Here is a 22,840-nt window from a genome sequence, read left to right on the forward strand (position 1 = left end):
GTTATGCCATGGGTAAAAATCAGGATGCCAAAAAGGCAGTCAAGAAAGAACCTGCCAAGACCATGAAAGAAAAGAAAGCCGACAAAAAAGTAAAAAAAGAAGAAAAAAAACGGCAGTAGGCAGTAGTGCAGGGCGGCTGACAAATTGGCAGGCATTGCCTGCGCCATATCCGCTATAGCTGTACCAGCCTGCGGTTGTAGCCGTCAACCGACGTGCTGTTCGGCGTCGATGGCGCTGATCGTGTCCATAAAGAAAAAGTTTCCCTTGCCTTTGCGCTTGACTTGATACATGGCAATGTCGGCTTGTGCGATCAGATACGACGCTGCCACCGCAGGCCCCGCGTGCACCGCAATACCGATCGACACGCCGAGCGTGATCGATTTTCCCTCGATCTCGAACGGTTCGCGCAGCGCTGCCAGGCATTGCTGGGCGACGCTATTCGCACCGCCGCGTGCATCGTCGAGCGCGGTGAGCAGGATGACGAATTCGTCGCCGCCCAAACGTGCCACCGTATCTATCCGGCGGCGTCCATCAGTCAGTCGCCTGGCGACCTGACGCAGCACCGCATCGCCTGTATCGTGGCCATACTGGTCGTTAACCGGCTTGAATCCATCCAGGTCGCAAAACAGTAAAGCGATTTGGGTGCCGTCGCGCTCCGTTCGCGTCATCGCGTGCGCCAGCCGCTCTTCCAGCATTGCGCGATTGTACAGCCCTGTCAATGAGTCATGATGCGCCAAGTACTTCAGCCGCGTTTCGCTCGCTTCGCGCGCGGCCTCTTCCTGGCTTAGTCTGTCCACAAGATAATTAAAACCGCTCACCAGCTTGCCGACTTCGTCATCGCGGACAATCGGCAGGGGTGCCAGTTTGCTTTTTCCTTCGGCCATGTCAAGGATCGCTCGGGCAGTATCGGTGAGTGGGCGCAGGATGCGCGGCAATGCAATCAGCAATATCGTGATTATCAGGACCATCAAGACTGTCGTTGCAGTGGCAACGAAGCCACGCAGTGCTGTTACCGGACGGAAAGCTTCCTCGGTTGGCATGCGCGCCACCACGAACCAGCCGGTGCTGGGTACCGTCACCATCGCCGAAAGTTCCTCTACGCCGTTGGCATTGATGGTGACGCCGGTACCACGGTAACCGGACATGGCGCGATCGTGCAGCAAATCCATGCCGGTTCGCGGGGTCGGCTTGAGAATCATGTCTGGATTGCTTGATGCGACAAATAGTTGATCCGCCGGCGAGATCAGCAGAAAGCCGCCGGTCACACCTAATGGCGTTTCCTGCAGACGATCGAGAAAGCCCGGTGCATCGAGTTGCGCCACGCCGGCCAGCACGGTGACGATGCTGCCGGCGGAATCGCGTACCGGTGCCGCGAAAATGATGATGGGATCGCCATTCGCCCGTCCTCGAAAAGGCTTGCCGATGACCGCTTTGCTGCCGCGCAAAGCACCAAGAAACCAGTCCGATGCCGCGTAGCCGAGCTGGCTGCGACCGGTGACGGTCGGATATTCCGCAAGCAGGCCGTTTCCATCCGGCCTAACCGCCATCAAACCGCTGTTGAACATTGGATTGATGCGCTGCCGGTCTTTGACCCAAGCCTGCAATTTTTCAGGTTGCTTCGCCAACTCCGGCGGCAGATCAGCGGCAAACCGCTCAATCAAGTCGCGCCGTGTCGCAATGCTATAGTCGACATCGCGGGCGACATAAGTCGCCATGGACAATTGTTGGGTTGCGGCCAATTCGCGTACATGCTCTTGAACCAGGGGGAGGGCAATGAACTGGCGCACCAGGATCCCGATCGTGATCACCACCACGCCGAGCGCCACGATCTGAAATTTCAGGCTTTGGAAATTCAACATCATATAATCATATCTATTATTCCCTGGAAATAGTAACAAGATGCCAAAAAAGTAACTGGATTGGCAATATTATGTTTTGAAGGGAATTGATAATTACTGCCTTATTTGCCAGGCACTGTCCTGTGAGTGAGGCCAGTCTGACTGCTCATTCAAATATGAGTAAGTAGCGGGCAAGGCATGTGGCCCGCGACAACGACAAAAAACAGGCAGACAGGACGACAGGCAAGTTTTGCAGCGGGACTAATTCTGCGGGCCAGCTGACTTCACGTCGCCGACTTGCTTGCGGCGGCATGCGGCGTCTGCATCGAGGAAATTTGCTTGTCCAGCATTTACAGTTGAAATTGCTGCGTTTGATACGGAAAGGCAATTTAGTAGGGTAAACAGGGACATGTGGTGGGGCCAGCAGGAACAAGTGACGGCTGGGTGGCTGTTGAAACGGCGAAGTCGCCGAAAGAAGTGGACGGTTTCCGTTGCAAGCCCCATAATCCTGCTTCTTCATTGCCACCGACGACTCGCAAGAGAGTTGAAGCGGCGAAGGAAGAGAAGTTTGATTGCGGAAGTTGGTCAAGGCAGTACGTCCTCCCTGGCAGCAAATCCCCTTGGTTGCATTGATCCGGCGCTTTGGCCCGGTTCCTTGTTTTTCAGGCCTGCGTGTCTGTGCCGGTGGATAGTCTGGTGTTCCGTCCGGCAAGTCCGGGTGGGGTGAAGGAGAGGCGGCGTTGCAGGGAGTTGAAAAATTCTTCAAAAACGCGGTTGACGAAAACTTTGAAACGCATCATAATCTTGCCTCTCTGCTGCTGACGAACACAACGCTTCGCAGCCTGCCGGTCACCTGGCAAAGCAGAAAAGAAAGTTCTTTAAAAATTAACAGCCGATAAGTGTGGGTGCTTGATGGAGTGCAGCGCTGGGTAACCAGCGTCAAGCTTAAAATATCAAGTGCTCGCACAGAAGAAAATAGGTCAGTCCGCAAGGATTGATCCTGTCAGTATTTTGAGTGAGCGACGGTTCTTCGGAACCTGTCCGCAAGGACACAAAACAGAGATTAAACTGAAGAGTTTGATCCTGGCTCAGATTGAACGCTGGCGGCATGCCTTACACATGCAAGTCGAACGGCAGCGCGGACTTCGGTCTGGCGGCGAGTGGCGAACGGGTGAGTAATATATCGGAACGTGCCCTGGAGTGGGGGATAACGCAGCGAAAGTTGCGCTAATACCGCATACGATCTACGGATGAAAGTGGGGGATTCGCAAGAACCTCATGCTCCTGGAGCGGCCGATATCTGATTAGCTAGTTGGTAGGGTAAAAGCCTACCAAGGCATCGATCAGTAGCTGGTCTGAGAGGACGACCAGCCACACTGGGACTGAGACACGGCCCAGACTCCTACGGGAGGCAGCAGTGGGGAATTTTGGACAATGGGGGCAACCCTGATCCAGCAATGCCGCGTGAGTGAAGAAGGCCTTCGGGTTGTAAAGCTCTTTTGTCAGGGAAGAAACGGTTCTGGATAATACCCGGGACTAATGACGGTACCTGAAGAATAAGCACCGGCTAACTACGTGCCAGCAGCCGCGGTAATACGTAGGGTGCAAGCGTTAATCGGAATTACTGGGCGTAAAGCGTGCGCAGGCGGTTGTGTAAGTCTGTCGTGAAATCCCCGGGCTCAACCTGGGAATTGCGATGGAGACTGCACGGCTAGAGTGTGTCAGAGGGGGGTAGAATTCCACGTGTAGCAGTGAAATGCGTAGATATGTGGAGGAACACCGATGGCGAAGGCAGCCCCCTGGGATAACACTGACGCTCATGCACGAAAGCGTGGGGAGCAAACAGGATTAGATACCCTGGTAGTCCACGCCCTAAACGATGTCAACTAGTTGTCGGGTCTTAATTGACTTGGTAACGCAGCTAACGCGTGAAGTTGACCGCCTGGGGAGTACGGTCGCAAGATTAAAACTCAAAGGAATTGACGGGGACCCGCACAAGCGGTGGATGATGTGGATTAATTCGATGCAACGCGAAAAACCTTACCTACCCTTGACATGTACGGAACCCTGCTGAGAGGCGGGGGTGCTCGAAAGAGAGCCGTAACACAGGTGCTGCATGGCTGTCGTCAGCTCGTGTCGTGAGATGTTGGGTTAAGTCCCGCAACGAGCGCAACCCTTGTCATTAGTTGCTACGAAAGGGCACTCTAATGAGACTGCCGGTGACAAACCGGAGGAAGGTGGGGATGACGTCAAGTCCTCATGGCCCTTATGGGTAGGGCTTCACACGTCATACAATGGTACATACAGAGGGCCGCCAACCCGCGAGGGGGAGCTAATCCCAGAAAGTGTATCGTAGTCCGGATTGGAGTCTGCAACTCGACTCCATGAAGTTGGAATCGCTAGTAATCGCGGATCAGCATGTCGCGGTGAATACGTTCCCGGGTCTTGTACACACCGCCCGTCACACCATGGGAGCGGGTTTTACCAGAAGTAGGTAGCTTAACCGCAAGGAGGGCGCTTACCACGGTAGGATTCGTGACTGGGGTGAAGTCGTAACAAGGTAGCCGTATCGGAAGGTGCGGCTGGATCACCTCCTTTCTAGAGTATGCATGCAAGTTGAGCGCTCACACTTATCGGTCTGTTAGTTGAAGAGAACAGAAAACAGTGCCCGCAGCACCACGGGGCAATTGAGGTCTGATCAAGCGGGTCTGTAGCTCAGCTGGTTAGAGCACCGTGTTGATAACGCGGGGGTCGTTGGTTCGAGCCCAACCAGACCCACCAGGAATACGGGGGTTTAGCTCAGCTGGGAGAGCACCTGCTTTGCAAGCAGGGGGTCGTCGGTTCGATCCCGTCAACCTCCACCAGTTTCACAAAGGTCAAACCACAGTCAGTCAGTATGACGAGACTCTGGTTTGGTTTTTAGAAGACCATTGGCTGTTTTGTTCTTTAACAATCTGGAAGAAGTAATAGTAAAGAAATTTATCAGTTGGCCTGATGCAGGAATGCATTGGAAAGACTGGTGGGTTGTGATTGTATCAATCATCGAAGTATGAAAGCGTTCCCGCGCAAGCGAGAATGGCTGGATTACGGCAAACGCAACAAACTCAGAATAACTCTATGACGTCTCTCGGAAGAGAGATCAACGTTATAGGGACAAGTGACTAAGTGCACATGGTGGATGCCTTGGCGATTACAGGCGATGAAGGACGTAGTAGCTTGCGATAAGCTGCGGGGAGCTAGCAAACGAGCTTTGATCCGCAGATTTCCGAATGGGGAAACCCACCCTTTTAGGGTATCACTCACTGAATACATAGGTGTGTGAGGCGAACGTGGCGAACTGAAACATCTAAGTAGCTACAGGAAAAGAAATCAACCGAGATTCCCAAAGTAGTGGCGAGCGAAATGGGAAGAGCCTGCAAGATTTAGCATTGTTGATAGTGGAATGCTCTGGAAAGTGCAGCCATAGAGGGTGATAGCCCCTTACACGAAATCAGCGTTGTGGAACTAAGTTTGCGACAAGTAGGGCGGGACACGTGAAATCCTGTCTGAACATGGGGGGACCATCCTCCAAGGCTAAATACTCGTAATCGACCGATAGTGAACCAGTACCGTGAGGGAAAGGCGAAAAGAACCCCGGAAGGGGAGTGAAATAGATCCTGAAACCGTGTGCATACAAACAGTAGGAGCCTCGCAAGGGGTGACTGCGTACCTTTTGTATAATGGGTCAGCGACTTACATTCAGTGGCGAGCTTAACCGAATAGGGGAGGCGCAGAGAAATCGAGTCCGAACAGGGCGACAGTCGCTGGGTGTAGACCCGAAACCAAGTGATCTACTCATGGCCAGGATGAAGGTGCCGTAACAGGTACTGGAGGTCCGAACCCACTAATGTTGAAAAATTAGGGGATGAGCTGTGGGTAGGGGTGAAAGGCTAAACAAACTTGGAAATAGCTGGTTCTCTCCGAAAACTATTTAGGTAGTGCCTCTTGTATCACCATCGGGGGTAGAGCACTGTTATGGCTAGGGGGTCATCGCGACTTACCAAACCATTGCAAACTCCGAATACCGATGAGTGCGAGCAAGGGAGACAGACGTCGGGTGCTAACGTCCGGCGTCAAGAGGGAAACAACCCAGACCGCCAGCTAAGGTCCCAAAGATTGGCTAAGTGGAAAACGAAGTGGGAAGGCTAAAACAGTCAGGAGGTTGGCTTAGAAGCAGCCACCCTTTAAAGAAAGCGTAATAGCTCACTGATCGAGTCGTCCTGCGCGGAAGATGTAACGGGGCTAAGCCAGTCACCGAAGCTGCGGATATGTCTTAGGACATATGGTAGGAGAGCGTTCTGTAAGCCTGCGAAGGTGTCTTGTAAAGGATGCTGGAGGTATCAGAAGTGCGAATGCTGACATGAGTAGCGATAATGGGAGTGAAAAGCTCCCACGCCGTAAGCCCAAGGTTTCCTGTTCAACGTTCATCGGAGCAGGGTGAGTCGGCCCCTAAGGCGAGGCAGAGATGCGTAGCTGATGGGAAGCAGGTTAATATTCCTGCACCGTCGTGTGATGCGATGGGGGGACGGATCGCGGAAGGTTGTCCGACTGTTGGAATAGTCGGTTTGTGCATCAGAGAAGGCCCTTAGGCAAATCCGGGGGCGTAATTCAAGGGTGTGCGACGAGTGGCCTTGTGCCGCGAAGCAATCGGAAGTGGTTCCAAGAAAAGCCTCTAAGCTTCAGTCACATGATGACCGTACCGCAAACCGACACAGGTGGGCGAGATGAGTATTCTAAGGCGCTTGAGAGAACTCGGGAGAAGGAACTCGGCAAATTGGTACCGTAACTTCGGGATAAGGTACGCCCTAGTAGCTTGACTGGCCTGCGCCAGGAGGGTGAAAGGGTTGCAATAAAATGGTGGCTGCGACTGTTTAATAAAAACACAGCACTCTGCAAACACGAAAGTGGACGTATAGGGTGTGACGCCTGCCCGGTGCTGGAAGATTAAATGATGGGGTGCAAGCTCTTGATTGAAGTCCCAGTAAACGGCGGCCGTAACTATAACGGTCCTAAGGTAGCGAAATTCCTTGTCGGGTAAGTTCCGACCTGCACGAATGGCGTAACGATGGCCACACTGTCTCCTCCCGAGACTCAGCGAAGTTGAAATGTTTGTGATGATGCAATCTACCCGCGGCTAGACGGAAAGACCCCATGAACCTTTACTGTAGCTTTGCATTGGACTTTGAACCAATCTGTGTAGGATAGGTGGGAGGCTTTGAAGCGGGGACGCCAGTTCTCGTGGAGCCAACCTTGAAATACCACCCTGGTTTGTTTGAGGTTCTAACCTTGGCCCGTTATCCGGGTCGGGGACAGTGCATGGTAGGCAGTTTGACTGGGGCGGTCTCCTCCCAAAGTGTAACGGAGGAGTTCGAAGGTACGCTAGGTACGGTCGGACATCGTGCTAATAGTGCAATGGCATAAGCGTGCTTAACTGCGAGACTGACAAGTCGAGCAGGTACGAAAGTAGGACATAGTGATCCGGTGGTTCTGTATGGAAGGGCCATCGCTCAACGGATAAAAGGTACTCTGGGGATAACAGGCTGATTCCTCCCAAGAGTTCATATCGACGGGGGAGTTTGGCACCTCGATGTCGGCTCATCACATCCTGGGGCTGTAGCCGGTCCCAAGGGTATGGCTGTTCGCCATTTAAAGTGGTACGTGAGCTGGGTTTAAAACGTCGTGAGACAGTTTGGTCCCTATCTGCCGTGGGCGTTGGAAGTTTGAGGGGGGCTGCTCCTAGTACGAGAGGACCGGAGTGGACGAACCTCTGGTGTACCGGTTGTCACGCCAGTGGCATTGCCGGGTAGCTAAGTTCGGAAGAGATAACCGCTGAAAGCATCTAAGCGGGAAACTTGCCTCAAGATGAGACTTCCCGGGAACTTGATTCCCCTAAAGGGTCGTTCGAGACCAGGACGTTGATAGGCTGGGTGTGGAAGTGCAGTAATGCATTAAGCTAACCAGTACTAATTGCCCGTGCGGCTTGTCCCTATAACCTTGATGTTATAGATGATGAGTAAGCTGTGTATGCCATGATCGATTCTGGCAATCACAACCGCCAATATTAAGTAGTACCCTGAACTATTGCTTCTTCCCGGATTGCGTTGTTTGCGATGCCCAGGTCAACGGGCACCACAAGCGACACTACAAGTTATGCCTGATGACCATAGCAAGTTGGTACCACCCCTTCCCATCCCGAACAGGACCGTGAAACGACTTCGCGCCGATGATAGTGCTGCAACCAGTGTGAAAGTAGGTCATCGTCAGGCTATTTACCCCAGAAACGCCCCGACTTCGAAAGAAGCCGGGGCGTTTCGCTTTGGACGACGCATTCTCCTTTCTTGCTTTCTCCTTATAATGCATCTCAGGAAGCTGCCTCATGGGGCATTGGAAAGCGGATATGTCGACTCGGCGGTTAAAGCCCTGGATGCTGGTGATTGCCGCATTGTTGATGCTGGCGATCGCCTTCATGCTCTACCGGCAGTGGCAAGGTCCGTTGCTGCCCGGTTATCGGGTGTCGGCAACTACCCTGGTGCAGAACGTGGTGGCGACCGGCCGGGTGTTTTCGATTTCACGTGCCCAGGTGGGCAGCGAGATTACCGGGGTAGTGACCGAACGCCTGGTACAGGAAGGCGACAAGGTAGTGCCCGGTGATGTGCTGCTGATCCTGCGCGCCGATGACCTCCTCGCCCGCGCGCGCGAGGCGCGTGCGTCGTTGGCGCAATTGCGGCAATCCCGCAGCCCGCAGGCGCAAGCCAGGCTACGCCAGGCTGAAGCCCAGCTCGCGCAGGCGCGCCGCGAAGCAGCGCGCAGCCAGGCACTCCTGAAAATCGATGCCATTTCACGCGAAGAAAAAGAGCAAGCCGACCAGGCTTTGGTCAGCGCTTTGGCGGCGGCCGAGCAGGCACGACTGGATGCCGCGGCGCTGGCTGCCGGTCAATCCGAAGAAAGCATCCTGCAGGAACGCCTGGCAGCGGCGGAAGCGGCCCTTTCAAAAACCCGCGTGCGCGCGCAATTCGCCGGAACCGTCTTGACCCGGAATGTGGAAACGGGCGACCTGGTGCAGCCGGGCCGCATCTTGCTTGAAATCGCACGCGCCGACAGTACCGAAATCCTGGTGTCAGTGGACGAGCGCAATCTCGGCGTGCTTGCCTTGGGCCAGACGGCGGTGTGCGTGCCGGAAGCCTATCCCGAGCGGCAATTCAAGGCCGTGCTCAGCTTTATCGCCCCGGCCATTGACCGCCAGCGCGGTACCGTCGATATTCGCTTGCGGGTGGATCCTGCACCAGCATATCTGCGCGACGACCTGACCGTCACCGCGAATATCGAAACCGGCCGCAGCGCAAGGGCGCTCGCTGTGCCTAACGACGCCTTGTTTGATATCCGCGGCCGGCAGGCCAGCGCCTTCGTGGTACGACAAGGCAAGGCGCGACGCACGACGCTTGCCCTGGGCTTGCGCGGGCTGGCGATGACCGAAGTCAGCAAAGGCCTCGAGGCCGGCGACTGGGTATTGGCCGAACCAAACGTACGGGACGGGCAGCGGGTGCGCGTCGCCGAACAGGTCGCGCCGCTTTCCGACGCCAGGCGGGAAACCAGCAAGGAAACGCCCTTGAAATTCAACTGATCTTAATGGACCTCGATTGAGCGATAAACAGCTTGTATGTGGATAGAATCGACCATCGCGCTGAAGTTTTTGCGGCAAGGCCTGATCCAGACAGCGCTGATCCTGGTCGGTATTGCCGGCGGCGTCGCTGTCATCGTTTTTATCACGACCCTGATTACCGGCTTGCAGAGCAATATCATCGATCGCACGCTGGGCACGCAGTCACATATACGGGTCGAGCCGCCCGACGAAATCAACCGCCTGGCGGCCGCGCCTGCGGGGACGCTGGCACTGCGCCTGGAAGACAAGCGCGCCCAGCGCCTGCGCTCCATCAATAACTGGATCCAGGTGCGCGACACGCTCGATACCCTGGCGGAAATCACGGCTGTATCACCGGTCACGGCCGGGCCGGCATTTGCGCGCCGGGGCGACGTCCGTAAGGCCATCTCGCTGGTGGGCATCGATCCGCCGCGCTACGAAAAAATCATCCATGTCAGCAAAGACATCATTGCCGGCCAATTCCGCGTCGGGGCGGGTGATGCGGTCATTGGCAAACTTCTGGCCACTGAACTGGGTATGCAGGTGGGTAGCAAGCTGCGCCTGGAGTCCGGCGACGGCAGCACGGCCATCGTCACCATCGCCGGCATTTTCGAATTGGGCGTGCGCGACCTGGACTTGCGTTATGTGTATGTCGACCTGAAGCAGGCGCAATCGCTGCTGAATCTTGCCGGTGGCGTAACGCTGATCGACGTCACCGTCCGGGATTTGTTCGCCGCCGATGTCGCCGCCAACAGGATCACCCGCCTGACCGGCCTGAAGGCGGAAAGCTGGATGCAGACCAATGCGCAATTGATGAACGCGCTCAGGTCGCAAACCATCTCGACCACCATGATCAGATTTTTTGTGGCGCTGTCGGTGGCATTCGGGATTGCCAGTGTGCTAGCCATCAGCGTGACCCAGCGCACTCGCGAAATCGGCATCCTGCGCGCCATGGGTATCCGGCGCCGGCAAATGCTGCAGGTATTCCTGGTGCAGGGCGCGCTGCTGGGACTGGTGGGCTCGACCGCCGGCGCCCTGGCCGGTTATGCGCTGGTGTGGGTATTCAATACCTTCGGGCCGGGATTGTTTTACATCCCGCTGCCGCTGGGCCTGATTCCGGTCACCATGGCCGCCGCCACCATCACTGGCGTGCTGGCTGCGATGGTGCCGGCATGGCGGGCGTCGCGGCTGAATCCGGTCGAGGCGATCCGTTATGTCTGACGCTATGGCTGCTCGTGCCGAACCGAACGTACTGCGCCTGGAACAGCTGCGCAAGTCGTACAACGTCGGCAAGCCGACCGAGACTGAAGTCTTGCATGGCATTGACCTGTCGATCGGGCGCAGCGATTTTGCCGCGCTGGTCGGTCCCTCGGGCTCGGGCAAAAGCACCTTGCTGAACCTGCTTGGCTTGCTCGACCAGCCGACTTCAGGCGAACTGTATTTTCTGGACCAGCCGACGCGCGCCATGGATGACGCCGCCCGCACCGCACTGCGCGGCAGCAGTATCGGCTTCGTCTTCCAGTTTCACCACCTGATCCAGGCATTCAGCGCCATCGATAATGTCATGATGCCGCTGATGCTGGCCCACGGCAAACCCGATGCCGACACACGGGAGCGGGCGCGCAGCCTGCTGGCCGAGGTGGGACTGGAGCAGTTCGCCGACAAGAAGCCCGGCGACCTGTCGGGCGGCCAGCAGCAGCGCGTCGCCATCGCCCGCGCACTGATTACGCGCCCGGCCTTGCTGCTGGCTGACGAGCCCACTGGCAACCTGGATACGAAAACCGCTGCCAGCGTGTTTGAACTATTCCGTCAATTCAATCGCCAGTATGGCTGCGCCGTGCTGGTGGTGACCCACGATCCACGCCTGTCGGCCACGTGCGATCGGACGATTACGCTGGTGGATGGACGGATCGTCGACAACCAGTCTTTCTGACGCCAGCGCCGTTGCAGGTCACTTGCGCTCGCGCTCGCGCTTGTGTCCGGCGCAACTGACGCTGTTCGATGTCATGCCATTGTTTATCTCGATGCGCTGGCCGGCGATGTCCAGATCCGGGATGCGTGGCGCAAGCAATTGAAAGCTGCCCGCCTGCAGTTTTTGGCGCAAGGGTTCGCACCCGGCGAAATCGTTGGGTAAAACGCCGGCAATCGCCCAATGGCCATCCTTGTCTTCCATCAGCAGAACGGCACCGCCATGTGCCTGCGTACCGACGGCAAGAAGTTCCGGCTTGCCGTCGCCACTGAAATCGATCAGGTAGGCATCGCATGTCTGGTTTTCATGCTTCAGACATTTCGGCAATTGCCAGTTGAATTTGTTGCTTTTCCAGTCTTCCTGCAGGAAGGACGGCGGCAGTTGCGCCGCCTTGGGCCAGACGGCGAGATTGGCGACGAGATCAGCACGCGGCAAGGGCGGTTCTTCCTGCTGCCAGCGGCTCTTCTTTTTCAGGGACAGTTCGGCTTTTTGGCGGATCAGGGCGGCATCGCTCCCCTGCGCGCGCGTCTTGAGCTGTTCGAGCGCCGCCATGCCGTAGCGGGCGCCTTCAAACCGCAGGTAGTCGAAGTCGAACTTGTCGACGCTGATCTTGCCTGCCGCAAGGCGCGCGATCTGGTTGTTGACCGACAGGCGCGCCGGGTCGGCGATCGGCGAGAACATCGCCAGCAGCACGGCGAGTATCACGAACGCATTCGCCACGTTCACCTGCGCCACCGGCCCGAGCCATGGCGAAGATCGCGCCGCAGCCCAGGCGTATCCCGTGGCATAAACGCTGGCAATCAGCAGGCAGGCTGCGGCAATGATGCGGTCGGTGGTCCAGCCGTATTCGGCAACGCGCAAACCAAGCGAATAGATCGCAATGGCTGCAAGCGGCAGCAGTGCCAGCGCAGCGACGCGCGCGCAGACGCGCACGATCCGGGCAACGCCGGAAGCCACTTCGCCATTCTGGAATGCGGCATTGACCAATACCACCAGCACGGCGGCGGCGCCGAGCAGCACGCCTGTGGCATGCCGTGTTGCCCACAGCGGCGCCAGTCCTGTCCAGGGCAGGCTCAGCAGGAAACCGACGACCAGCAAGGTCGTGATCGGCAGTATCCAGGACAGCAGCACCAGCAAAAGCGCGCGGATGCCGCGCACAATCGCCGGGCGCACGTCAGTGATGTGCATGGCGCAGGAAAAGGCAAAAGCGGTGACTGGAATGACGAACCAGGATTGCCGCAGCAACTCCCGAAGGAAGTTCAGTTTGACGAGCATGAACAGCGCCGCACCCAGCCACAACACCAGCCAGAGCGCGCCGACGAAGAGTGCCGAAAACTTGATCTGGATGAGCAGCTTCCACGCCGCCTCGAAATAGGTCGGGTAGCCGGCGATGCGCCGGCGGTCGGCGACGCCGGCCAGGACCAGCGCATGGGCGATATACAGGCCGGCAATCGAAAAGACGATCAGTCGTGCGGAAGGGTAGTGCGGATGCGTGCCGTTGCCGCGACGGCCCCAGACCCAGCCCTGGCTGGCGCCTCCGCGCCACACATCATGCAACGCCAGTAAGCCGATGACGACGACGACCGCGCCAAGCCAGATCGCAGCTTGTTTCCTGTCCAGATGCCCGAGGCTGGAAATCAGGATCACCGGCGCCAGCAGGCTCACCATCAGCAGCGGGGAAAAGAGCAGGTCCGCGCTTGCCGGCCAGGCATTGGTTTTTGCCGCGTGATACAGGAAATACAGCACCATCCCCTGCAGCAGGCCGACGGCCATGCGGACGCGGGCCACGCCCGATGTGACGAGTGATTCAGGCATGAAGCCGTCGTTACGCATTGCAGTTTGCTGCATGGATTGCTCCCTGGAGTGGCGGACGATAAATGTATTTTTAATTGCCGCTGCTGCAGTGTAGCTGATGAAATGCCTGGCGAGGTCCTGTGGAATTACTGACTTGGCAATGCTTTTGCCTGCAACAGGCAATGCGCCAGGGCCTTCTCTTCATCCTCCGACGGCGCCAGGTCGCTGCGGATGAAGTGCAGGCGGAAGGCATGCCGTGCCGCCTCCGGCGCGGCAGGGTCATAGCCGATTGCCGTGAGGGCGCGCGGCAGGTCAAAGCCGGGCGGGGCTGGGGGCAGGGGAGCATTGCACCACAAGCCGAAACCTTGCCGGGCCAGCATTTGCCAGGGAAACAGGGCGCTCGGATCAGCCTTGCGTGTTGGCGCAACGTCCGCGTGGCCGATGAAATTTGCGGCGGGGATATTGTAGCGTTGCCGGATATCGGCCAGCAGCGCCAGTAGCGCCGCGATCTGCGCGTCGGCAAAAGGCTCGCTGCCATTGTTGTCGAGCTCGATGCCGAGCGACGCCGAATTGAGATCGGTCTGGCCACCCCACCAGGATTTTCCGGCATGCCAGGCGCGGGCGCTTTCTTCGACCAGCTGGAAGATCTTGCCGTCGCGGCCGATCAGGTAATGCGCGCTGACCTTGCGCGCAGGGGAGGTGAGCGCATCCAGCGCCCGCTCCAGGGTGTCGCTGCTGGTGTGGTGAATGATCACCAGATTCGGCCGGCGCTGGTCGAAATTGGGCGAGGCCACCAGCGTCACCGGCAGCGTCGTATGCGGCCGGAGGGGCGCGCAGGCGACGAGCGTTAATGCAATGGCGGCAAGGAGAGCGAGGCGCGGCAGGTTCATTGAATTTGGCAGAAACAGGATTCCTATTCTGGCATTTTAAGATGCGGCCGGGTAACTTGTTTGTCACCAAACGACTTCGTTGTCAGATGTTTTGCGCGAGAGGGGGACGCGCAAGAAGGCATGTCAGATCAGAGAAACTATGCGCCCGCCATCAAGCTGGAAGTTGTCGAGAAATCTTACAGTGGCTGTGGTGTAGCTCAGATAATTTCTCGCAAGTCATTGTTTTTAATGATATTTAATGTTTTGGCGTGAAAATTGCTTATTGCAAATATTGGTTGAACAATATAAATACTTTGGCATTTTTACCTGGATCAATAGGAGTTCTCATGAAAACTATCAAATCGTTGCTTCTTGCCCTGCCACTCGCCTTGTTGCTGGCGGCACCGGCAATGGCTTCTCCGCTGCTCTGGACTCTTGTTGGCGTAACGTTCGATGATGGCGGCTCCGCTAGCGGAACGTTTTCAACAGACTCGACGACAGGTTCGCTTTTGTCCTACGATATCGTCACGACTTCGGGATCTGCCGCACCTGGATTTCATTTCGACGGGGTGGGTGACTCTAAATACGCCGACAATTATTTCGGCCCAAACAGTTTTGTTATCGTGAACGACACCCCGTTCGCGTTCCCCATACTTGCATTCGCGTTCAGTGATGCTCTTACGTCTGGTGGCGTCAATGCACTTCTGGTCGGCTCTTTTCCGTATGGTAGTTTTCAGTCGAACAACGATTCATCGGAAAAGCGTTTGATCGTGAGTGGTAATGCCACGACCGAAACGACCGTCCCTGAGCCAGCGCCCCTCGCGCTGCTCGCCATCAGTCTCGTCGGTCTGGCTTTCTCCCGCCGCAAGCAGTCAATCTGATCGCTGTTTTCGCGCCAGCCATTGCCCCGCTCCGGCGGGGCTTGTCGTAAATGGCAGCAAGCGGCTTGGCAGCGTCCAGGCAGCTGAAGTCGATTCACGCAGCGCTCCTTGCCAGGTGTTGATCGCGATCAAAGCGCCCGAGACACGCTGGGATAGTTTCAAGCGTATGGCTCTGAAGCGTAGGAGGGACTGCGATGAATACCTTGACCAGAGTGGCACTCGGCATGATGGGCAAGCTGCGGTCCGGGCCCATCCTCGGGCATTCGGAGACCTCGATCGCTTTGCCGGCGCCCGAGAAACAGGGCGGCCTGCCATTGATGGATGCCTTGGCCAGACGCCATTCGTCACGCGAATTTTCCCCGGAGCTCCTGGATTTGCCTTTGCTTTCCGGCTTGCTCTGGGCGGCTTACGGGGTCAATCGGGACGATGGCGGCCGTACTGCACCCAGCGCGTTGAATGCCCAGGAGATTGGCGTATACGTGGCCTTGCCCACCGGAGCCTACCGCTACGATGCTTTGGCCAATGAATTGCAGCTGGTGGCGAACACTGACTTGCGTCGTGTGGCGGGCTACCAGGACTTTGTCGATGAGGCGCCGATGGACCTGGTCTATGTGGCCGACCATACGCGCCTGGGCCAGGTGCCGGTAGCGCAGCGGGAATCCTTCGCTTATGTTGCAGCTGGCGCCATTGCCCAGAACGTCTATCTTTTCGCGTCCAGCAATAATCTGTCGACGGTGATCCGGGCATGGATCGACCGTGCTGCGATTGCCGATGCGCTCGGGTTGACGCACGATCAACAGGTGTTGCTGTCACAGACAGTCGGGTATCGCATGGTGATGCAGTAAGATCCTGTACGGTGAAGGCCATTTGCAATCTGAAATATGACGGCCACCTTCGAACTGGATGTCCTCCTTGTCTTCATCGGCTTGTTCCTTCTGACCATCGGCTTCATCAACCGCGACAAAAAAGCGAGTCCGTTTATTCTCTGGATCGGGATCATGTGCATGATGGCGGTGCTTGTGTACCACATAGTCGATAAGCTCGGGTAGCCTGTCATTAGTCAAACTTTGGTAAATCCGTGCGCTTCCTCCCGAGGCGATGGCATATCTGGCATTCCCAATTGCTGTACACTGATGACTTCCACCATTTTTGAGAATCGCCGTGACTACCACAAGGCAAAATTTACAAGACCTTCTATTAAACACCTTGCGCAAGGAACACGTCCCTGTGTCGATGTTTTTGGTCAATGGCATCAAGCTGATTGGTCAAATCGATTCATTTGACCAGTATGTCGTCATGTTGCGTAGCAGTACCAGTACCCAACTGGTCTACAAACATGCGATTTCAACGGTTGTTCCTTCCCGCGACATCAAGTTGGCGGATCTGGAAGATACAAGCACTGATTAAGCCGCAGATCGAAGTACAAAACTTCGAATTGTTTCTTTGTAATTTTTCGCTTGAATAGAAAATGGCCGGGAATCAGTTCAGATTCCCGGCCATTTTCTATCGTCTCGTCGACGCGCTTACTTCGGTGCCTTGAACTTCTGAACAACTTCCTTCAGTGCGGTCGATTGCTTGAAGCGAACCGATTTCGAAGCCTTGATTTTCAGGGCTTCGCCAGTGGCCGGGTTGCGGCCGGTGCGCGCGGCGCGCTGGGACACGTTGAAGGTGCCGAAACCGGCGACGGATGCACGGCCGGTCTTTTTCAGTTCAGCGGTCAGGCCGTCAAAAATGCCTTCGTAGATTTCCTGGGCTTTTTTCTTTGGGATATCGTGTTGTTCCGCAATTGCGGCGATGGTTTCAGCTTTGCTCAATTCTCACTCCTAAAAAATAATTAACATGTCGCCACCTTGGGTGGACGCTCGTATTGTATTGAATCGGCGTAATAAATAGCCAATGCAGGCGCATTAGTTTCCCGTTTTTTAGCTATTTTTGCGACACTTTTTTGAAATAAGCTAATAAGCACGGGGTTTTTTCTCTGGTTGAGAAGATTGTCCCTTGGGTTTTGCCATCCGGCGGCAATTGCGTGTCTTGAGATCGCGGCGCGATTCATTCCCAAAAAATGCGTGGGAATGTGTCAAATTGCGGAATGCTTGTTCTGTCACAATCGAATAACGACAGGGATCCTTTACGGTCATAGACAGTTGAATGTTTTCATCAAACTATTTATGGCGGTGACCCATGCATCCACGCACCTTGATACTTCCCATGACAATGGCGTTCACATTTGCCAGCTGTGGCGGCGGCGCGGAAGGCGGCAGTCACGCACCCACAAGCAATTCAAGTCAAACGAATGCCACTGCATCTGCGCCGCAAGAAATGCTCGCTAGTGCAAGCGCTGCTCCCCAAATGAACGCAGCTGATGCTGATGCAACGTCAATCCCGACGGCACGGGCATCGTCCACATCCGCAACGCCGCTCACTTGGTCTGTGACGAATTTGGGGGCGTTTAATGACGAAGAGAACAGCGTCGCAACAGGGATAAACAACGCCGGAAAAATTGTCGGCTTTGCGATCAAGGTCGGTGCGTATTATCACCGGCCATTTATTTATGCGAACGGCATCATGGCGCCGATGCTGTCACCTGTGCAGGATTACTCGATTCAACCTGCGCTCATCAACGACGGCGACATGGTGGTTGGCTATACCTACGAACCTCGCGCCCAAGATGGTGGTGGGCCGTTTATTTATTCGCAGGGAACATATGCGCGACTGGGCGGTGGCAAAGAGCCCTCCGGCCTGAATGATGCAGGGAAGGCTGTCGGCAACCTGGTGAGCCGCACCTTAAATCCAGCAGCACCAGCCGGTACGAATCCTTTCATCACACGGTTTAACGCCTATTTATACTTTAATGGCGCGATGACCGATCTCACTGCCGCGATTGGCGCTTTGTCAGCGTACGATATCAATAATCAAGGTGATATCGTTGGAAAAATGCCAGATAAAAAGGGCTATTTTTACCGCAATGGTCAGGTCCAGGGATTAGGGGCCTTGCCCGGGGATCAATATAGCCTGGCAATTTCAATCAATGACAAGGCTGAGATTGTCGGGGTCAGCGCCAATGACGAATCGATCGAATTTTCCAGGCGTTCGGATATCAATCCAACGTCCGGATGGCGGGCATTTTTATATCAAAATGGTGCCATGACTGACTTGAACGAAGCAGGCGGCTTTGCCAAGAGTTACGCTTTTATGGTGAATAACCGCGGGCACGTCTTGGGCGAGGCATGGAAGGAGGGGCATCGTTTCCACTATGTGTATCGGGATGGGGAATTTATTAACTTGAGCGACCTCCCTGCGCTGAAGACTGCCGGATGGACGGCGGTGAAGTTCTACGACATGAATGACGCCGGAAAAATCGTGGGTGAAGGTGTGATAGGCGGCAAAGTGCGCGCCTTGTTACTGACACCAAAAGAGGGGGGCTAATCGATCGTATCAGGGATTCGGCAACTGACTATCCTTTCGGCTGCCGCACCACCAAAAGCACCCCCAGGCCGCAAATTGCCATGCCGATCAGCGCCCATCCAGTCATTGATTCGCCGAATATCAGCCAGGCCATGACCGCCGTAGCGGGCGGCACCATGTAAAACAATGAAGTGACGCGGGTCGCTGCGCCGCGGCGGATCAGCATATACAGCAGCATGATCGAAGCAATCGACAAGACGATCACCAGCCATGACAGTGCAAAGATGAATTGCCCGGTCCACTGGACCTGCATGGTTTCCAGGTTTGGCGCCAGCAGCAGATACAGCAAGGCACATGCGGCAAATTGAATCGCCGTGCCACTCAGGAGATTCAGGTTGGGACAAAAACGCTTTTGGTACAGCGTGCCAAAGGTAATGGAAAGCAGCGCCAGGAGCGCCAGCGCATAGGAAGCGATATCAGCATTCCCCAGGCTGCTCTTGCCGGACACGACCAGGGCCACTCCGATGAAGCCAAGCGTAAGCCCGATCCATTGAATGCGGGTCACCTTATCCTTGAACCAGACGGCAGCGAGAATTGCGGTCAGCACTGGTTGCAAGCCGACGATCAGGGAGACTACGCCAGCCGACATGCCATGGTGGATCGCGCTGAAAACGCCGCCAAGATATCCCGCATGCAGCAACAAGCCTGCGACCGCCGTATGGGCATAGTCCACCCTGCGGGCCGGCCACGGCGCCTTCATGAAGTAGGCAATGGGTACCAGGATAAGTAATACGGCGATAAATCGTATCAAGAGGAAGGTGAGCGGCTCTGCATAGGGCAAGCCCAGCTTCCCGCCAATAAAACCGGTCGCCCATAAACCGACAAAGGTCGCCGGCGCAAACTTGATCCATGATGAAGACTCGGGTGAGACCCCCTTGGGCGTTTCTAATGTATGCGTCATGATGAGAGTTTAACTTGATATCAGATTGCGGGTCATGCCGGCGTATGAGTAAGATGCCAAACTCGGCAACTTACCAACTATGCTGACACCGGGGGTGTGCTCCCTACTATTACGTGGCGCACTTTGACAGATAGTCGCTGAGCCAACTGATAAATTGAGGGTTATGTCCATGCGCGACATTGACTCGCATTGCTGCCATGTCAGATGGTTGAGTGACAAACGCCATTGACGGCGCGATTAGAATACCTCTCGCCGCAGCGTGCGCTACTGCACGGGCATCAACCAATTTTTCCGGTGTAGAGACCCATAGATAGAATCCGCCTCCAAAAGGTCGGCATCCATCCAAGCCTACAGACTTCAAAGCATTGATTGACTGTTGAGTGGCTTCAGTCACTCTGGCGCGCAGCACCCGGAGATGTCGAAGGTAATGCCCTTGGTCGATCAAGGCGAAAATTAGACGCTCATTATAGGATGACGTTGACACGATTGTTGCTACAAGCAACCTGCAAAGCTCGCTTGTAACCGACTTTGAAGCAGCAACATAACCGACACGAAAACTTCCTGCAAGGGTCTTGGAAAAAGAACCGATGTAAATGACGCGCTCCAATTGATCAAGCGAGGCGAGTCTGGGAAGAGAGAATGGCAGGATGTCCGCAAAAGGATCATCTTCCACAATCATGAGGTTGTTCGCCTCTGCAATTCGCAAAACGCCGTAGGCTTTGCCTAATGTTATCGAGCCGCCCGTCGGATTGTGGGCGAGCGACTGCGTGAAAAAAATCCGCGCACCACTTGATCGCGCCTTTTCGCTAAGGTCATCCAGGCACGGCCCGTCCTGATCGCGCTTGACGCCCACGATACGCGCGCGCGCCAGCTTTAGCTTGGAAAACAATGGGTAGTAGCCTGGCTCGTCGACAAGTACTGCGTCACCTGGGTTCACATAACCGCGGATCACCAGATCCATTGCGTGGTTGGCACCCTGAGTCATCAGCAATCGATCGGGCGAAGCTGAAATCCCACGCTCTGCCAATGCCCCGCACAGGCGTTCCCGTAACGGAAGGTATCCCCACGCGCTGTTGTAGTTATAGGCCTCCGAAGACAATAGTCGAATAGAAGATAGATGATTCTTTAGCTTTGATTCTTCCAACCAATCGGGCGGCAACCTGCCATCGCCAGGCCTGACAGTCAAGCGCCGCTCAAGTTGCTCGGTGAGCAATGCTTCGCCATCGGTAATGCCTTCAAACGGCAATATCGCACTTGGCCGTGATCGCGGCACGGCGCGTGCAACGTAGTAGCCCGAGCCGTGCTTGGATTGTAAGACTCCTTGCGCAACTAACCGCAAATAGGCTTCCACCACAGTGTTCTTGGCAACACCATTGGCAATGGCTTCGTCATTGAGAGAACGCAGTTTATGTCCAGGTAGCAATTCACCCGACTCGATACGGGCTAAGACGCTCTGAACTACGCGATCGACCTTGGAGATGGATGGAGGCATGTCGAAAGTGTACCACTAAGTTTATTGGTACGGTATGGGCAAAAAACTTCCAAACTGTACCAAAAAAGTTCGGTATTTGAGCCTAGACTTAAAACACTTCAAGCACTCGCGCAGCCAGCGCCTGCATACATAAATAAGGAATCTTGAACCATGAAGCTCATTGGGAAAGTCGCAGTGATTACAGGCGCGTCGCGCGGCATTGGACGCGGGATCGCTGAAACCTATGCGCGGGAAGGCGCAAGCGTTGTCTTGGCAGACATTAATGAGAGTGCCGCACAGGATGCGGCCGGCGCCATTGCGGCAGCATATGGCAATCCCACCCTGGCGTTGAAAGCCGATGTGGCGTCGGTAGCGGATAACCAAACCTTGATTGAGCAAGCGATCCAGCGTTTCGGCCACGTCGACCTGCTGGTTTGCAATGCAGGGATCGTGCGGCCGGCCCGTCCGATTGAAGACATCTCACCAGAACAATGGCGCGAAGTCATCGATATAAACCTTATGGGGTGTATTTACGCCACACAGTTTTTTGTGCCGGCTGCCAAGGCACGACAACAAGGCCGCATCATTTATATGGCATCGGTTGCAGGTGAGGTAGGCGGCGTTAGCTCTGAAATCAGTTATTCGGTCAGCAAGGCCGCAGTGCTGTGTCTGACCAAGGCGGTTGCCAAGCAGCTTGGCCCGTATGGCATTACGGTCAATGCAATTGCACCGGGTGCCATTCAAACTGCGATGACCGATATTTTGCAATATCCCCCCGGGCTCAAGCAAAGCATCCCTCTCCAGCGCTACGGCGATGTCGACGATATCGCCGCCGCCGCACTCTATCTGGCAAGCGACGATGCCAAATACGTCACCGGAACGACGATGGATGTTAACGGCGGCATGTTCATGAAATAGCGATGACGATTGATTGAGACACCATTGAGGAAACCAAAAATGAATATGTATGAAAAGCGGCTCAAGTTGCGCGAGCTGCTAATGAAAAAAGAGTGCACGCCTTTGATGGGGGCATACGATGTGCTGAGCGCAAAAATTATCGAACAGACCGGCTTCCCCGTTGTATACACCGGCAGCTTTGTCACTGGCGCAAGTAGAGGAGCATTGCCGGATGTTGGGCTGGTTCAGATGCATGATCTCCTTGAGCTGGCACGTGAAATTGCCAAGGAAACCAATATTCCCATCGTCTGTGATGCGGATACGGGGTGGTATCACGCCGCTAATATCTGGCGTACCGTGCACGAGTTCGAATCAGCTGGCGCCTCAGCTATCCATATTGAAGATACCGTGTTTGGCAAGCACACAGCGCACAAAGCGGTACTACTGGACCATGAGGTAATGGTTGAGCGGATTCGTGCTTGCTGCGATGCCAGGGTCGACAAGAACTTCATGATTATTGCCAGGACCGATGCCCTGTACTTAAACGATGATGAGGAAGACGCGGTCAGGCGCATCAATGCCTATCTGGAAGCAGGCGCAGACGCGGGCTTCATTGTCTTCAAGGGATCAATCAAATCACTCAAAAAATTTCGAGCCAAGATCAATGGGCCTCTCATCACAACCAGCGTGGATTTTCAGGATTCATTGGCGGAAGAGACCGACGCCGGTTCAAACATGTCCGTGTATTGGCCGTTAACTATTTTCGCCGCGTTCAAAGCTGTCAAGCATGTATGCGAAGCGTTTTACAAAGACCGCGATGCGACCAAGCTCAAGGAATATTGCTTTGATGAAGGCGAGCTGAACTGCTTGATGCCATATCAGCGCTTTAACGACAATGTTGTGAAATACAAGGTACTCAAACAGTTTTCAGGGGATAACGGCGGCCAAAGTAAGTTGCTGGTTGCAGATAAGCATTTAAGCAAAGAAAAATAAATGTCCATTAATGGCGCTATGAGCATGGACAATTCACGGGTATCGATACCCAGAAATTTAATTGGTCTAAAAAGGAAAATGATC

At 55.3% G+C, this 22,840-nt stretch carries 17 protein-coding genes, 2 tRNA genes and 3 rRNA genes; 16 read left to right on the forward strand and 6 right to left on the reverse strand.

Annotation, left to right across the window (positions count from 1 at the left end):
• Window positions 1–203: 203 nt before the first annotated feature.
• Window positions 204–1,862 carry a bifunctional diguanylate cyclase/phosphodiesterase gene (locus tag D3878_RS01515; RefSeq protein WP_119783872.1) on the reverse strand — a complete coding sequence of 553 codons (1,659 nt, stop codon included), beginning with the start codon at window positions 1,860–1,862 and terminating at the stop codon, window positions 204–206.
• Window positions 1,863–2,578: 716 nt separating this feature from the next.
• Here D3878_RS01515 and D3878_RS23650 point away from each other — a divergent pair.
• The 9 genes from D3878_RS23650 (at window position 2,579) to D3878_RS01555 (ending at window position 11,449) form a co-directional block, all read left to right on the forward strand.
• Window positions 2,579–2,737 carry a hypothetical protein gene (locus D3878_RS23650; RefSeq protein ID WP_158592148.1) on the forward strand — a complete coding sequence of 53 codons (159 nt, stop codon included), beginning with the start codon at window positions 2,579–2,581 and terminating at the stop codon, window positions 2,735–2,737.
• A 166-nt stretch (window positions 2,738–2,903) separates the two neighbouring features.
• Window positions 2,904–4,436, forward strand: a 16S ribosomal RNA gene (locus D3878_RS01520).
• Between the two features lie 106 nt (window positions 4,437–4,542).
• A tRNA-Ile gene (locus D3878_RS01525) sits at window positions 4,543–4,619 on the forward strand.
• A gap of 7 nt (window positions 4,620–4,626) precedes the next feature.
• Window positions 4,627–4,702 (forward strand) — tRNA-Ala (locus tag D3878_RS01530).
• A 287-nt stretch (window positions 4,703–4,989) separates the two neighbouring features.
• A 23S ribosomal RNA gene (locus D3878_RS01535) occupies window positions 4,990–7,865 on the forward strand.
• A gap of 165 nt (window positions 7,866–8,030) precedes the next feature.
• Window positions 8,031–8,143: ribosomal RNA gene (rrf, locus tag D3878_RS01540) — 5S ribosomal RNA — on the forward strand.
• The 16S, 23S and 5S rRNA genes sit together here with 2 tRNA genes alongside, the layout of an rRNA operon.
• Window positions 8,144–8,274: 131 nt before the next feature.
• On the forward strand, window positions 8,275–9,498 hold the full coding sequence (locus tag D3878_RS01545; protein ID WP_119783873.1) for an efflux RND transporter periplasmic adaptor subunit: 1,224 nt from the start codon (window positions 8,275–8,277) through the stop codon (window positions 9,496–9,498).
• 36 nt (window positions 9,499–9,534) lie between these two features.
• Window positions 9,535–10,737 (forward strand): ABC transporter permease, encoded by a 1,203-nt coding sequence (locus D3878_RS01550; RefSeq protein ID WP_119783874.1) that lies wholly within the window; start codon window positions 9,535–9,537, stop codon window positions 10,735–10,737.
• Window positions 10,730–11,449, forward strand: coding sequence for an ABC transporter ATP-binding protein (locus D3878_RS01555; protein WP_199688057.1), 720 nt, complete (start codon window positions 10,730–10,732; stop codon window positions 11,447–11,449). Before D3878_RS01550 ends, D3878_RS01555 begins: the two co-directional genes overlap by 8 nt.
• Window positions 11,450–11,467: 18 nt before the next feature.
• Here D3878_RS01555 and D3878_RS01560 read toward each other — a convergent pair whose 3' ends face one another.
• Window positions 11,468–13,333 carry a DUF4153 domain-containing protein gene (locus D3878_RS01560; RefSeq protein WP_233556194.1) on the reverse strand — a complete coding sequence of 622 codons (1,866 nt, stop codon included), beginning with the start codon at window positions 13,331–13,333 and terminating at the stop codon, window positions 11,468–11,470.
• A gap of 92 nt (window positions 13,334–13,425) precedes the next feature.
• Complete coding sequence (locus tag D3878_RS01565) at window positions 13,426–14,169, reverse strand: N-acetylmuramoyl-L-alanine amidase (protein WP_119783877.1); 744 nt, start codon at window positions 14,167–14,169, stop codon at window positions 13,426–13,428.
• A gap of 326 nt (window positions 14,170–14,495) precedes the next feature.
• Between D3878_RS01565 and D3878_RS01570 the strand changes: the two genes are divergently transcribed.
• The 4 genes from D3878_RS01570 (at window position 14,496) to hfq (ending at window position 16,436) form a co-directional block, all read left to right on the forward strand.
• Entirely contained in the window at window positions 14,496–15,029 is a 534-nt protein-coding gene (locus tag D3878_RS01570) for a PEP-CTERM sorting domain-containing protein (RefSeq protein ID WP_119783878.1), read from the forward strand.
• Window positions 15,030–15,223: 194 nt separating this feature from the next.
• A complete protein-coding gene (locus tag D3878_RS01575; RefSeq protein ID WP_119783879.1) occupies window positions 15,224–15,874 on the forward strand; it encodes a SagB/ThcOx family dehydrogenase in 651 nt (216 codons plus the stop codon).
• A 36-nt stretch (window positions 15,875–15,910) separates the two neighbouring features.
• On the forward strand, window positions 15,911–16,078 hold the full coding sequence (locus D3878_RS23655; protein ID WP_158592149.1) for a DUF5993 family protein: 168 nt from the start codon (window positions 15,911–15,913) through the stop codon (window positions 16,076–16,078).
• Window positions 16,079–16,190: 112 nt separating this feature from the next.
• Window positions 16,191–16,436 carry an RNA chaperone Hfq gene (gene hfq, locus D3878_RS01580; RefSeq protein WP_119783880.1) on the forward strand — a complete coding sequence of 82 codons (246 nt, stop codon included), beginning with the start codon at window positions 16,191–16,193 and terminating at the stop codon, window positions 16,434–16,436.
• A 116-nt stretch (window positions 16,437–16,552) separates the two neighbouring features.
• Here the strand turns inward: hfq and D3878_RS01585 are convergent, their stop codons facing one another.
• On the reverse strand, window positions 16,553–16,843 hold the full coding sequence (locus D3878_RS01585) for an HU family DNA-binding protein (RefSeq protein ID WP_119783881.1): 291 nt from the start codon (window positions 16,841–16,843) through the stop codon (window positions 16,553–16,555).
• A 367-nt stretch (window positions 16,844–17,210) separates the two neighbouring features.
• Between D3878_RS01585 and D3878_RS01590 the strand changes: the two genes are divergently transcribed.
• Window positions 17,211–18,455 carry a hypothetical protein gene (locus tag D3878_RS01590; RefSeq protein WP_147383862.1) on the forward strand — a complete coding sequence of 415 codons (1,245 nt, stop codon included), beginning with the start codon at window positions 17,211–17,213 and terminating at the stop codon, window positions 18,453–18,455.
• 28 nt (window positions 18,456–18,483) lie between these two features.
• Here the strand turns inward: D3878_RS01590 and D3878_RS01595 are convergent, their stop codons facing one another.
• Together D3878_RS01595 and D3878_RS01600 are read right to left on the reverse strand one after the other, a co-directional pair.
• Complete coding sequence (locus tag D3878_RS01595; protein WP_119783883.1) at window positions 18,484–19,395, reverse strand: DMT family transporter; 912 nt, start codon at window positions 19,393–19,395, stop codon at window positions 18,484–18,486.
• A 109-nt stretch (window positions 19,396–19,504) separates the two neighbouring features.
• On the reverse strand, window positions 19,505–20,887 hold the full coding sequence (locus D3878_RS01600) for an aminotransferase-like domain-containing protein (RefSeq protein WP_119783884.1): 1,383 nt from the start codon (window positions 20,885–20,887) through the stop codon (window positions 19,505–19,507).
• A gap of 150 nt (window positions 20,888–21,037) precedes the next feature.
• On the opposite strand from D3878_RS01600, the gene D3878_RS01605 reads away from it, so the two are divergent.
• Together D3878_RS01605 and D3878_RS01610 are read left to right on the forward strand one after the other, a co-directional pair.
• Window positions 21,038–21,784: an SDR family NAD(P)-dependent oxidoreductase gene (locus D3878_RS01605; RefSeq protein WP_119783885.1), complete on the forward strand. Its 747-nt coding sequence runs from the start codon at window positions 21,038–21,040 to the stop codon at window positions 21,782–21,784.
• Between the two features lie 39 nt (window positions 21,785–21,823).
• Entirely contained in the window at window positions 21,824–22,756 is a 933-nt protein-coding gene (locus D3878_RS01610) for an isocitrate lyase/PEP mutase family protein (protein WP_119783886.1), read from the forward strand.
• Window positions 22,757–22,840: the final 84 nt, after the last annotated feature.

It is taken from the genome of Noviherbaspirillum sedimenti, from assembly GCF_003590835.1.
Classification (GTDB): Bacteria; Pseudomonadota; Gammaproteobacteria; order Burkholderiales; family Burkholderiaceae_D; genus Paucimonas; species Paucimonas sedimenti.